General features: G+C 48.6%; 3 protein-coding genes. All 3 read left to right on the top strand.

Annotated features, from left to right (window positions below; all coding sequences use genetic code 11):
• Positions 1 to 37 precede the first annotated feature (37 nt).
• The 3 genes from Xhom_RS13765 to Xhom_RS13755 are packed head-to-tail and all read left to right on the top strand — an operon-like array spanning position 38 to position 13,319.
• On the top strand, positions 38 to 6,784 hold the full coding sequence (locus tag Xhom_RS13765; RefSeq protein WP_069315176.1) for a non-ribosomal peptide synthetase: 6,747 nt from the start codon (positions 38 to 40) through the stop codon (positions 6,782 to 6,784).
• Positions 6,785 to 6,810: 26 nt separating this feature from the next.
• Entirely contained in the window at positions 6,811 to 11,718 is a 4,908-nt protein-coding gene (locus Xhom_RS13760) for a type I polyketide synthase (RefSeq protein ID WP_069315177.1), read from the top strand.
• The gene (locus Xhom_RS13755) at positions 11,715 to 13,319 is read left to right on the top strand and encodes a condensation domain-containing protein (protein ID WP_069315178.1); all 1,605 of its coding nucleotides are present in this window, start codon (positions 11,715 to 11,717) and stop codon (positions 13,317 to 13,319) included. Before Xhom_RS13760 ends, Xhom_RS13755 begins: the two co-directional genes overlap by 4 nt.
• Positions 13,320 to 13,324: the final 5 nt, after the last annotated feature.

The raw sequence follows: 13,324 nt of genomic DNA, 5'->3' as shown, positions 1-13,324 counted from the left end.
AGCAAAGCAGCAACTAGAAAAATAAAGAGAATTAACAATGGGATTTGTCGGAGGTCGTATGCAGGAAAACACATATAAATTCAAAGCATCCTTAGCGCAAAAACGGTTGTGGTTACATGAGCAACTCGAACAAAAAACCGCGAGTTATCACATCGTGACTGCGCTGGTGCTGGAAGGGACGTTGGATATACCGTCACTTCAGCAGGCTATCAACGATATGGTGGATAGGCATGAATCCTTCCGCACAGATTTTATTTATCAAAACGACATGCTCTATCAGCGTTGCCATGAATCGATCTCCTTACCGTTGGTCACGGTTGATCTGTCTGGATTAAATGAAGAACAACAAAAATTGCGTTTGCAGCAAGACAGCCAGCAGCCATTTGATTTACAACAAGCACCTTTGTTGCGTTTTACCCTGTATCACTGTGGTTCAGAAGGTCGTGAATCAGAACGTCATTATCTGGTGATGGTATTGCACCACATCATTTCTGATGGTTGGTCTGCCGGCATCATCAGCCGTGAATTGACTGTCTGCTATAACGCCCGCCGGCAAGAAAACGCGCCGGTACTGCCGGAACTGCCCATTCAGTACATTGATTATTCCGAATGGCAGCACCAACAGCATGAAGAGCAGGCGTTTGGTGAATCGCTGACATGGTGGAAGGATAAATTGGTTGGTGTTGAACCCATCGCCCTGCCGTTTGATCATCCGCGTCCGAACCGATTGAGCCTGCGCGGAAAGACCCATTTCTTCACGTTATCGCCTGAATTGAGCCACGCGCTGATAAAACAGGCACAACAAAACAACAAAACCGTATTCACCACTTTGCTCAGTGCGTTTTACCTGCTGTTGCACCGCTATAGCGGACAGACCGATCTGGCGGTGGGATCGCCGGTATCCGGGCGCGGGCAATTGGATCTGGAAGGCATTGTCGGCTTTTTTGTCAATACACTGGTCTACCGGATTGAACTCAATCCCCATGCCACTTTTGCTAAGTTACAGGATCAGGTGTTTGACACCGTACTCCATGGGCTGGAACACCAACAAGTGAGCTTCGAACAACTGGTGGAAGCCATCAATCCCAAACGTGACCTGAGTTATTCCCCGTTGTTTCAAGTGATGTTCTCCTTTAACGAATCCAGTACGTCAAGCTGGCAGTTCGAGGGCGTAAAAACCAATCCGTTCACGCTACCGGGGGATTACGCCAAGTTTGATTTGACGTTATCAATGGAAAACGTGTCATTGGAAAACGGTACGGAACAATTGCAGGGGGCGTTTGAATACAGCACTGATCTGTTTGATGAAGCAACCATCAGGCAATTTGAAGCTAATTTCCGCTTCTTATTGGCGGAAATCGCCCAAAATGCTCAAACCGTTCTGGCCGATTACCAGTGTATCAATGATGCCGAAAAACAATGGCTTCTGCATGAATGGCCGCATCAATTGAGCCATTACCCAGTAACACAGACCTTGCATCAAGCGTTTGAGCAACAAGTGTTGCTCCGCCCACAGGCTATTGCCCTCAGCGCTGATAATGGATTGATGTTGACCTATGAACAGCTCAATCAGCGAGCCAATCAACTGTCGCACTATATTCTGCAAATCATGCAGCAAATGGGGGAAACCTCAGCTTCATCACCTTTGATCGGGCTTTGTCTGGAGCGGGACGAAGAGATGCTGGTTGCCATTCTGGCCGTCCTGAAAGCAGGGTTGGCTTACTTGCCCATTGACAGTAGCCTTGCGGAACAACGGGTACGTTTTTATGTTGAAGATGCCAATGTTCAACTGGTGATTGGTGTACCGAAATATCAAACACTGTTTGATCATGACAGCGTGGATTACCTTTGCATTGATACCGAAAAAGCCTTTATCCAAACCATGCCACTGGATAACCCCAATATCGCTTGTTATCCGGACCATTTGGCTTATGTCATTTATACCTCAGGCTCTACCGGCGTACCGAAAGGGGTAGAAATTCCCCATGCCAATGTTATGCGGCTGTTCAGCGCCAGTGAACGCCATTTCACGTTTACGGAAAATGATGTCTGGACGTTGTTCCACTCCTGTGCGTTTGATTTTTCAGTATGGGAAATATGGGGAGCACTGCTGTTCGGTGGACGCCTGAGCATTGTGCCCTATTGGGTCAGTCGTACACCAGAACGTTTCTATCAATGGGTACAGCAGGAAGGCGTAACCGTGCTGAACCAAACCCCTTCGGCTTTCCAGCAATTTATGGCGGCAGACAATCAATTGAGTGAAATGCACCATAAAGAGGCGAAAAATTCGCTGGCACTGCGTTATGTGATTCTGGGGGGAGAAGCATTGGAACCAACCCATTTGCAGGGCTGGTTCAAAAAATATGGGGACGGAGTGCCGGAAATCATCAACATGTATGGCATCACCGAAACCACAGTGCATGTTACCTATCGCCGGATTACGGAGGCAGATGCCTTACAGGGCGGCAAAAGTCCGATTGGTGAAGCGCTGGACGATTTGGAGATTTTCCTGCTGGATGAACAAGGCAAATTGTCACTGTTGGGAGCGGTGGGAGAAATGTATGTGGGTGGTGCCGGGGTCGCTAAAGGCTATTTGAATCGCCCGGAAATGACCGCTCAGCGTTTTATCGACAAACGGCAGATTTTCCCGCAGGCAGAAGCAGGGCAACGGTTATACCGCAGCGGTGATTTGGCGCGTTTACGTCGTGATGGTTCGCTTGAATACCTCGGCCGTGCCGACCATCAAGTGAAAATTCGCGGCTTCCGCATTGAACTGGGGGAGATTGAAACCGCGCTGAAACGGCTTGAATTTATAGAACAAGCGGTGGTTATTGCTCACCAAGATGATAATAATCATGCTCCTCGTCTGGTGGCTTATATTGTGACCGTTGCTGGTGAGAATAACGGATCATCTGCGGAAAAATGGTCAGTTGAGGCATTGCGCGTTGAACTGAAACGTACCTTGCCGGATTACATGTTGCCCTCTGCCTTTATTTTCCTTGATGCCTTGCCTCTGACCAGCAATGGCAAGATTGATCGCAAGGCGCTGCCTGCCCCGCAACAAATGCGTCCTCAATTGGCCAGTGAATATCAGGAGGCACGCAATGCCACAGAAGCTGAGTTATTGGTCGTATGGCAGGAGACATTACCAGTATCCCAAATTGGCATTCACGATAACTTTTTTGCCTTGGGCGGGGATTCCTTGCGTGGGGTGCAATTGACGGGCAAAGCTCAAGATCGCGGCTGGTCATTGACGCTGGTGGATCTGTTCCTGCACCAGACAGTGGCAGAGCTGGCCGCTTTGATTGATCAGCGCCATCAGGAAGAGCAGCCACCAGTAAAACAAATCGCACCATTCAGCCAAATTTCTCAGGCAGATCGCCAGCGTCTGCTGGAGGAGAAAGAAGCCCTGACAAAAGGCATCGTCGATGCTTATCCGTTCAGCCGGATGCAGGAAGGTATGTTCTATCACATGGATCTTTCACCTGAATCCAATGTGTATCACTGTACCGGAACTTCTCACCTACGCATCAATGGGCCATTTGATGAGCGCGCCTTTCGGGAAGCCACCGCTCAAACTGTGGCGGCCCACGATGTGCTGCGCACCGCGTTTGATATGGAAAATTACAGTGAACCCCTACAGTTGGTGCATGAATTTGCCGAATTACCCATTGTTGTGGAAGATCTGCGCCATTTGTCGGTAGAGGAACAGGATGATCAGGCGATGGCACTATTGGAAGCCGAGCGGGTGAATCCTTTTGATCTGCTGAAACCGACCTTACTGCGTTTCTTTATCCAACTGCGCACTGACAACTCATTCCAGTTCACGATGACTGAATGTCATCCGGTGTTCGATGGCTGGAGCTATAACACCATGATCGTGGAAGTGTTCAACCGCTATGCCACGTTGACAGGCCAAGTCAATTGGCAGGCGCCGGATAAAAAATCACTGGAATACCGTGATTTCATTGCGCTGGAGCAGGCGGCGATTGCAGATGAACAGCAAAAAGCCTATTGGACGCAAAAACTGGATGATTGCACCATCCTTGAATTGCCCCGCAAACAACATACGGATGTGATTGATGACACTGGCGTGCCTGCCGCCAATCGGCCGAAATTGAAATCCTTCTCCCTGATATTGGATACCCATATCTATCAGGGATTGCGTCACCTGATGCAGCAGCTTAGCGTGCCGATGAAAAGCCTGTTGTTAACGGGGCACATCAAAGTCATGAGTATTTTCAGTGGAGAAAATGACATCCTGACGGGGATTACCGCCAATGGTCGCCCTGAAGCACAAGGAGGGGATAAACTGTATGGCCTGTTCCTCAATATTCTGCCATTCCGCCAGATCCTGACGCCAGTTTCATGGAATGAATTGATCCGACAGGTCTTTGCCAACGAAATCGAAGCAATTCCTTACCGCCGTTACCCGTTGGCGGAGATTCAACGTCAATTTGGTCAGCAACCGCTACTGGATGAAGTGTTGTTTAACTACATCGATTTTCACATTTACGATCAGATGGCGCCGGAAATAGGGCTGGAAGTGGTAGACAGACTGCACACTCAGGATGTTTATGAGGGGACTCACTTTACATTGGATATTCACTTCCAGCATCTGACGCTGTCTTCGGCGCTGGCAAGTGATCAGATCTCGGTTCAGATTGATTATGATGAAACGAAATTAAGCCGTGGACAGGTAGCAAATATGGCGGAGTGCTACTCTGCTGTCTTTGCGTCGATGGTGGCAGAACCACAGGCATTGCATTGTGCCAGCCATTTTCTCCCTGTGACACAACAACGGCTGATTGAGAGTTTCAGTCATGGCGAAGCCGGCTATCAGGGACAAGCGACACTGGCCGATTTGTTTGCGGAACAGGTCGCCCGCTCTCCTTCTGCGTGTGTGGTTGAATTGGGTGAACGGCAGCTCAGTTATCTGGCGTTGCATCAGCAATCCAACCAACTGGCGCATTTGTTGGCACAAAAGGGTGTAAAACCGGGACAGCGTGTCGCTTTATTGTTGGGACGCAGTATCGAATTAATTGTGTCGATTATGGCCTTGGCAAAACTGGAGGCGGTTTATCTGCCACTGAATACCGAAGATCCGGCAGCCCGATTGATAGAGCAGATTGAGGATACCCAATGCCATCTTCTGGTTTCTGACCGACGGATAACAAACAGCCTACTGTCGCTGACAGAAATGAGCCTGCCCCCGGTGCTTTGGCTGGATGCAGAACAGTCAGCATTGGCCCAGATGCCTGTCACGGATCTGACACTCAGTACCAATAACCAGACCACCAATTTACCCGCTTATATCATGTATACCTCAGGCTCCACGGGCAAGCCAAAAGGGGCACTGATTGGGCAGAAAGGTATTATCCGCTTGGTGAAGGATGTCAGTTATATTGATTTCCACACTTTTGGACGCTTCCTGCAACTGGCGGCAGTCAGTTTTGATGCCTCAACGTTGGAGATTTGGGGGCCATTGTTAAATGGTGGCTCTATCGTTATCTATCCGCAGGGGGCCATTTCGATTCCGCAATTAGAAAAGATGATCAATGATTCGGGAGTAGAAAGTCTGTTCCTGACCGCCTCTCTGTTTAATCTGATTGTTGATGAGCGCCCACAAGTATTACAAACAGTGAAGCAGCTTATTTCTGGTGGTGAAGCAATGTCAGCCGCCCACGCCGCCCGCATCAGTAAACACTATCCGCAGTTACGTCTGATCAATGGTTATGGGCCGACAGAAAATACCACGTTCACAACCAGCTACTGCTACCGTGGCGATGAAGGTACCAGTGTTCCCATCGGAAAACCCAATGCAGGTAATCTGGCCTATATTTTGGATGCCTTCCGCCAGCCTGTTCCTATCGGTACCGTAGGTGAGTTGTACATTGGTGGCGATGGTCTGGCAATAACTTACCTGAATCAAGAACAGCTCTATCAAAAGCTGTTCATTGAAAATCCATTCGATTCATCCCTCTCTGCCCGCCTGTATAAAACAGGGGATCGGGGACGCTATTTGCCTGACGGTGAAATTGAATATTTGGGACGCATTGACAGCCAGAACAAGATATTGGGTTATCGGATTGAAACAAAGGAAATAGAAGCCGTGTTGTGCCAACACCCGATAGTTGAACGGGCGGTGGTTCGCGTGATTGAAGAAGCCCGCGGTAAACGCATTGCTGCTTATGTCGTTCTTCGTGCCCAACAAATTCTGGATGTTATGGCATTGCGCAGCTATTTGTCGGAAAGACTGCCGCGTTACATGATCCCCACTTATTTCCAGGCACTGTCTTCTCTGCCGCTGAAAGAAAATGGCAAGCTTGCGATAGAACACCTGCCACATCCTACCTCGGTGGCTGCATTGACCACTACGACGGAAGCAGAAAAGGAAAACTTACAACGGGAATGCCCGTCCGATCCGGTCATACAAACCATTCAGCAAATTTGGGGGGAGATCTTGGATATGGAGTCTCCCGATTGTGATGAGAATTTCTTTGATTTGGGCGGCGATTCATTGCTACTGGCCCGTATTCACTTGAAGCTTCACACATTGGGATATACCCGCTTGTCCATTATTGACTTGCTTAACCACTCCACTATCCACCAACTGGCGCGGTTTATTTGCAACGGAAATGAAAAAGAAGAGCGTGGAACCTTATCACCTTCAGTAGGAATGCCGCAGGAAAATTCAGCTATCAATCGGGACAGTATTGCTGATGGGCGTCAGCGTCTGGCGCAAATGCAGAAGAAAATGCAGAAAAAAATGCAGCAACAATGAAGGTAAGGGAAAAGGGATAACAGATCATGAACAATGCAGAGTTAAATAAAGTCCAAGCTATGGGATCAGACGAATCGATGCATGGTTTTGAAATGAATGACTTTGAAATGAATGGCTTCGAAATTGCCATTATCGGTATGGCGGGTCAATATTCCGGTGCCAATGATATCGAGGCGTTTTGGCAAAATATCGCGGCGGGAGTGGAATCCGTCAGACCCCTCAGTGATGCTGAGCTGGATGCAGCGGGGATATCGATAGAAGCGCGTTCGCGATCCGATTTTATCCGTAATGTGTCAGTATTGGATAATCCCGAAGATTTTGATGCTGAATTTTTCGGTTACTCACCACGAGAAGCACAGGTCATCGATCCACAGCAGCGTCTGCTGCTGGAAACATCATGGTTGGCACTGGAAAATGCCGGTTATGTTTCGGATAAATATCCGGGGACAATCGGTGTTTTCGGCAGTAGTTCCAGCAGCAGTTATTTATTGCACTATTTGTTGAAATATCCATCCGCCATGCAGCATTTTTTGTCAGACATGCTGTTATTTGGCAATAATAATGACCTGCTATCAACGCGGGTCGCCTATAAACTAAATCTGCGGGGGCCAAGTCTGACCATTGGTTCAGCCTGTTCCAGCTCGCTTGTCGCTTTGCATTACGCCTGCCAGTCTTTATTGGCAGGAGAATGCGACATGGCACTGGGCGCTGGCGTTCATATTGGTTTCCCATCCCATAGCGGTTACCACTTTGATAGCAGTGGCATTCTGTCTCATGATGGGCACTGTCGTACCTTTGATGCGGATTCGTCGGGGACGTTGAGTGGTGATGGCGTCGGTGTCGTGGTGCTGAAACGGCTACAGGATGCCTTGGATAGCGGCGACAACATTTATGCTGTCATAAAAGGTTCTGCGGTCAATAACGATGGAGCAGGAAAGATAGGGTTTACGGCACCTTCCGTAGCCGGTCAGACCGTGGTGCTTCAGCGGGCATTATTGGCCGCTGAGGTATCGGCAGAGAGTGTCAGCTATATTGAAGCACATGGCACGGCTACCCATCTTGGTGATCCGATGGAGATGCAGGCCCTGCTTAATGTTTATGATCAGGATGCCGTTGCTGTTCGGGAAGGATTAGCGCAAGAAAAATCAGCTCAGCAACGTTGTGCCGTGGCCTCGGTCAAAGCCAATGTTGGTCATACCGATTCTGCGGCGGGGGTAACAGGCGTGATGAAAGTCGCGCAGATGTTGACACACCGCTATCTGCCACCAGCGGTCAACTTTACCCGTTTGAATCCTGAAATTAACCTGACGGGTTCAAGACTCTATATTCCGACAGAAGGGCAAGAGTGGCAGAGTCAGAGTATTCGTCGGGCGGGAGTCAGCTCTTTTGGTGTGGGTGGAACCAATGCCCACATGATTTTGCAGGAAACCGCCTATACACCTTCATCCGGACCGGCCCGGCCGCAACAATTGCTCTGCTTTTCCGCCAAATCCCCAGCGGCTTTGCAGGCGAATCTGAAAAAATTCCGTCATTGGCTGGAAAAATCCGCTCAATTGCCATTAGCGGATATCGCTTATACCCTGCATGTTGGCCGCAGTGAAATGGAGTATCGGCATAATCTGGTGTGTGATGATCATTCACAGGCCATTGCTGCGCTGGATAATCACTTGTCTCAGTTTTCACAGGGAACTATCGCACGTACCACTGCTTCATCGGTTGTCTTTATGTTCAGTGGGCAAGGCTCCCAATATTCCGGCATGATGCGGGGGTACTATGATCAGATAAGTAGTAATCAGGTAAATAATGATCACAAAACGCGATTCAAGGCAGTAGTGGATGAGTGTGCGGAAATTTTGCTCCCCTTGCTGGGACGAGATATTCGCCCGTTGATATTTGACCTTACGGAACGTGGTGAAGAGTCCGCACTGTATCAAACACGCTATACCCAGCCAGCTCTGTTTGTTGTCGAATATTCCTTGAGCCAATTATTGATGGAGTGGGGCATTCATCCGACGGCCTGTATCGGCCACAGCATTGGTGAATATGTCGCAGCTTGTCTTGCGGGCGTATTTACGTTGGAAGATGCTTTGACGATAGTCGTCAGACGGGCAGAGCTGATGAACCGGATGCCGACGGGAAAAATGTTGGCGGTGGGACTGAATACCGAGGCCTTACAAGGGTATTTGACTGATGGCGTGACATTGGCGGCTGACAATGCGCCTGAATTGTGTGTGGTGTCGGGTGAAACAGAAGCCGTATTGGCACTGGAAACCCGCCTGACGGCAGAGGGCATTGATGCCAGAAGGTTGCATACTTCCCATGCTTTCCACAGTGCCATGATGGATGAATGTCTGGAATCGTTCAGGCAGGCATTTAATGAGATTACGCTGTCACCGCCGAAATTGCCATTTATCTCTTGTATCACGGGGGAGTGGATCAGTGCGGAACAGGCAACCTCACCGGATTACTGGGTTCGTCAGTTACGCGAACCTGTCGCCTTTAAACAAGGTATTGCGTGCTTGCTGTCTGCAAATACTGTTTCCTCAAGTGCGGTTTCCTCAAATAGCAAGCTCTTGCTGGAAGTGGGGCCGGGCAGTGTCCTGAGCGGACTGGCAAGAATGCAGATGACGGGAGTCTCGGCACATCAACAAGTGTTCAGCAGTACGCGCGATATCAAGCAGGATATTCCCGATCGGCAACATTTACTGAGTGTATTGGGAAAACTGTGGCAACAGGGCGCCTCTGTAGATTGGACCGCTCTTTATCGACAGGAGAAACGCCGTCGTCTTCCTCTGCCCGGATATGTATTCCAGCATCAGCGTTACAGCCTGGAATCATTAATTGGTAATCATTCTGAGCTAAGTACTCGTCCTGAGCTAAGAAGTAGCAAACGTTTACCACTGGAACAGTGGAGTCACCAGATTCGCTGGAAGCAAATGGCCGCTTCATCGGTGGGGAATATTAGCCTGCATGGGCAAGTTTTCCTGATTTTTATGGATCGACTGGGGGTAGGTAAGCGGTTGACTACTCAGCTCGAACAGCTTGGCGGAGAAGTCTGGAAAGTCGTGCAAGGACGGCATTTCAATGCAAATCCCCAGTTGCGCCGGATCATGATTAACCCGCAACAGGGCGAAGATTATCAAGCTTTGGCGGCTTTGTTTAAGCGCCAGAAAATTCAGATTAACAACATTGTTCACGCATGGTCGATAACACGTTCGTCCACCATTTCATTGCAGACGGCATTCACGAATTATGAGTCTTTGTTGCATATTGCCCGGCAATTAGCGGTAGGCAGGATAGAAAATCAACATGATACATCCTTGGACACCAGTCAGTTCAAAATAAACATTCTTTCTAACCGACTGCACGCCATTTCAGAATATGATCGCAATGATCCCGCCAAAGCGTTGCTGATTGGCCCTTGTCGCGTGATCCCTCAAGAATTTGAACAGGTGCAGTGTAAGAGTATTGATATTGCCCTGTCAGCCAACCGATGGTCACTGCCTCTACTTAGCCCTGTTTCATCCAACATGCTGGTTTCGGCATTGCTGGCGGAAATCCTCGGACAGCCAGGAGAAGATCCAAAAGAAAATAATATCGTGGCACTTCGTGGCAGACAGCGTTACATCCCACTGATTGAAACCGCCATATTACCTGCGCTGATAGATGACTCATCGAACGCTGGCTCTGAGGTCACACGGTCACCATTATTCAGGCAGGGCGGGAATTACGTGATCACGGGCGGATTTGGCGGCATTGGTGCCACAATCGCAACTCATCTGGCGAGCCAATATCAGCCTCATTTGATCTTTATCAGTCGCAGTGAATTGCCGCCAAAAAACGAATGGTCAAGCTGGATTGAGAATCATGATAGCAATAACAAACGGTCTCGCCATATTCGTTTACTGCAACAATTACAGCAAATGGGGGCTTCCGTTTCCGTTATTTCAGCGGATCTGGCCGATGCCCGTCGGATCAATAAGGCTCTGACAGATATCGTTATTCAGTATGGTCAAATCCACGGCATTTTCCATTCTGCCGGTATAGCGGATGCGGGGTTGATCCAAAATCGCAGCTTTGAAGACTCCTTACAGGTATTCAAGTCAAAAGTCATTGGAACACAGGTACTGGATAACTGGTTAAAACGCCATCCACTGGATTTTTTCGTTTTATGCTCATCGCTGGCCTCCACGGTTGGTTCAATCGGGCAGGTTGCTTATTGTGCAGCCAACGCATTTGAAGATGCTTATGCCCTGTTACACCATCAATATCGTTCGAATAAGAAAGAACAGACCCGCTACCTTGCCATTGGCTGGGATTCATGGCGTGACGTGGGAATGGCTGTGGATAGCATGAGTCAGTGGTATCAGAATGATAAGGAACAGGAAAGTATTAAACATGGCATTTTGCCGGATGAGGGGTGTCAGTTACTGGAAGCTCTGTTGGCCCATAATGACAGTGTTTACGCCATTTCTACCCGTGGATTGCCGTTGCCGGATGTGAATATTTCGGAGGAACAAGATGAGAGGGCGGTGACAGCAACGATGGTGAAGACATCGACGCAGAAGAGTGGCCAAGCATCCTCGACACAACAATCGATACAACAAATAAATGAACAGACATTGTATCCCCGCCCGGTACTGAGCGTAGATTATCAGCCACCACGTAATCAGACAGAAACAATCATTGCTGATATTTGGCATGAGAAAATGGGAATTGGCCCATTAGGGGTGTTTGATGATTTCTTCGAGCTGAACGGTCATTCAATGATGGCCGTGCAAATCATAGCTAAAATTAAACAACGGCTGCAAGTGGCATTTCCGGTGGGATTTATTTACGAATACGCCACGATTGCCCAATTGGCTGAACAGGTAGAGCGGCGCAATAAACCGCAGGAGAACCATGAAGTTGATATGCCGGAGGGGGGAAAATGAGTATCCAGATTCAAATTGATCAAGCAACCCAAACAGCACATCATTCAAGGGAAAAAAAACATTCAAGGCAAAAAGCGCAAGGCGAGTGGTTCCCATTAGGATATGCCCAACACTGTTTCTGGTTTGTCGCCAGCGCACTTGGCAATACGGCCAACAATCAGTTGGTCATTATGATAGAAGGGGAATTGCGGATTACTTTGCTGGAACAATCCATCAATGCCCTGATTCAGTCGCATATCTCCCTGCGCACGGAAATTCTGGATTATGCTCCGATTCAGCGAACTTGCTATGTAGGGGAGTTTGACCTGCCTGTTCGGGATCTGTCAGGGCATGATGCCGATGAACAGGAGCAGAATATTATCAAATACGCCCGACAACTTAAGGCTCCCTTTAACTTGAGATCGCCCCCTCATCTACGGGCACAGCTTTTCCGGTTGGGAGAAGCACAACATCTATTATTTTTGTGTTTTCCCCATATTGTGGCTGATGGGGGAGCAATTCATCTATTCGAACAACAATTATGGCGGCTTTATGCCCAGGGATGTCAGGGAAGAAAGCCGCAGTTAAGTGTTGCAGATAATATGCAGATTGGTGAATGGGTACACTGTGAGCGGGAAATTTATCTGCGTCAGGGGCAGCAGGATCTGGCTTTTTGGCGGAGCCACCTGAAAGGATACCCTTATGCGTGTTTTCCTGCCCGCTACATCAATCAGGATACCTTAACGGATCACGAGTTCCACCTGCCGTTTCCTGATGATAGTTACGAAAAACTGGACGTTTTGGCAAAACAGCAAAGAGCGACGTTGCAGATGGTATTTCTGACGCTGGTTGCTGAGGTCATCCATGAAATGACGGGTCAGTCACGCTTTTCACTCAATTCTGTGTTGGAAGGGCGGGAACAACCGGGTAGTGAGACGTTAATGGTTCCGATGTTGCGTGTTATGCCAGTTCCTGTCTGCATGGATGGCATAAAGGATAAAGTAACAGGAGAAGCAACAATAGCCCTGTTAGAACAGGTCAGGGAGAAGATTTTACTCGCTTATGATCATATGGAATGCCCGTGGAGTATGCCCGTTGGCATTATGGCTGAGCAACGTTGGCATACCAGCCCGAAAATTTACTCTCTGGCAATCCGTGCCGGTAGCCGGCTTTACAGCAAAATTTTCCGACGAGCCAAGCTCTACCCCCGTTTTCTGGCCGATCTTCTGTTTATGGAGCCTCAACCTCCGCAATCCATTATGCGACGTTCGGATCGCACTCAAGGCAGTGCAGGGGTTTCTGCTCCGACAATTAACATCAACCTGTTGCAGGATGTTTTCAAAGCCGCTGTCACTGATTCAAGTCCGGGGGGGTTACGTCTCAGTTCTTACTGGGAAAGTGAACATCAAGAACATCACATGCTGTCCAATCAGGCAATTTCCACGCAGTCTGTTTCCACTCAATGGGAAAATGACTCGGTCAATATCTATGTCACACTTTCTAAGGAAGGTAAACCAATCATGCAGATCTATTGTTGCTGTTTCAATCAGGAGGGAATGGCGCGTTTTACAGGGTTGCTGAAGGCTAAATTATCATCTCTTTCCCAATCTATCATCAAATAGAGAAT

The sequence above is a fragment of the Xenorhabdus hominickii genome, assembly GCF_002632725.1.
Lineage (GTDB): Bacteria > Pseudomonadota > Gammaproteobacteria > Enterobacterales > Enterobacteriaceae > Xenorhabdus > Xenorhabdus hominickii.
This window is presented reverse-complemented; position numbering and strand designations above follow the sequence as displayed.